The 1,161-nt window shown below is 71.7% G+C and carries 1 protein-coding gene and 1 pseudogene; both read right to left on the reverse strand.

Going from position 1 to position 1,161, the window contains the following annotated elements; all coding sequences use genetic code 11:
• On the reverse strand, window positions 1–743 hold a 743-nt coding region (locus LQV45_RS34280; RefSeq protein WP_290370414.1), incomplete at its 3' end, for a galactokinase family protein.
• A pseudogene (locus LQV45_RS34285) lies at window positions 740–1,161 on the reverse strand (galactose-1-phosphate uridylyltransferase); the annotation flags it as partial. The pseudogene LQV45_RS34285 and the gene LQV45_RS34280, both read right to left, overlap by 4 nt.

Consider the following 1,161-nt stretch of genomic DNA (forward strand, 5'->3'; position numbering starts at 1 on the left):
CCCAGGGCCCGGGCGCCGCGGACGCAGGAGGACCGGCGTTCGGCGTACCCGCCGGTGGCATGGGCGTGCGAGACCTTGGTGTCGATCACCAGGCAGAGAAGCCCGGACTCCTCCAGGCCGAGCGGCACCGGGCGGGAGCTGAGGTCGCGGCAGTCCAGGTAGACCGCGCAGTCCCGGGTGCCGAGCATCGACGCGGACTGATCCATGATCCCGGTGGGGGCGCCGACGACGTTGTTTTCGGCCCGCCGCCCGATGTCCGCCAGTTCGGCCCGGCCCAGGCCCGCTCCGGTGAGGTCGGAGAGGGCCAACGCGACGGCGCATTCCAGGGCGGCGGAGGAAGACAGCCCGGCGCCGACCGGGACATCGGAGGTCACGTACAGGTCAAAGCCCGGCACCGTGATGCCGGCACGTTCCAGCTCCCACGCCACTCCGGCCGGGTACGCGGACCAGCCGGCCGCCTGGTCCGGGGCGAAGGTATCCAGATCGAATTCGACCGGGTCAGCGGCCGCGAACGCCGAGGCCAGCCGCACGGTGCGGTCCGCCCGGGCCGACACGGCCACGGTGGTGGTGCGGTTGATGGCGAACGGCAGGACAAGGCCGTCGTTGTAGTCCGTGTGCTCGCCGATCAGGTTGACCCGTCCCGGCGCCTGCCACACGCCGTCGGCGTCATGGCCGAAGTGGCCGGCAAAGGCGCGGGTCACCGCGTCCGCCAGGGCCGTTCCTGCGGTGTCGGTGGTGGTCATGCCGTTCCTTTCCTGGCGTCCCGGAGCCGGGCCGCAACCTCTTCGGGAGTCGTGTCGTTGATGAAGGCGCCCATGGCGGCCTCGGAGCCGGCCAGGAACTTGAGTTTGTCCGCGGCCCGCCGGGGGGAGGTGAGCTGCAGGTGCAGGTACCCGGACCGGCGCAGCACCGGGTCAAGGGGGGCCTGGTGCCAGGCGCTGATATACGGCGTCGGGCTGCCGTAGAGGCTGTCGAGGCGGCCCAGCAGGTCCGGATACAGGACGGCGAGCTCGTCACGCTCGGCGCCGGTCAGCGCGGCGAGGTCCGGAACCTGGCGGTGCGGGACCAGATGGATTTCCAGCGGCCAGCGCGCCGCGAACGGCACGTAGGCGCTGAAGAAATCGCTCTCGAGCACCATCCGGGCGCCGTCGGCACGTTCAC

This window comes from Microbacterium sp. Bi128 (assembly GCF_918698205.1).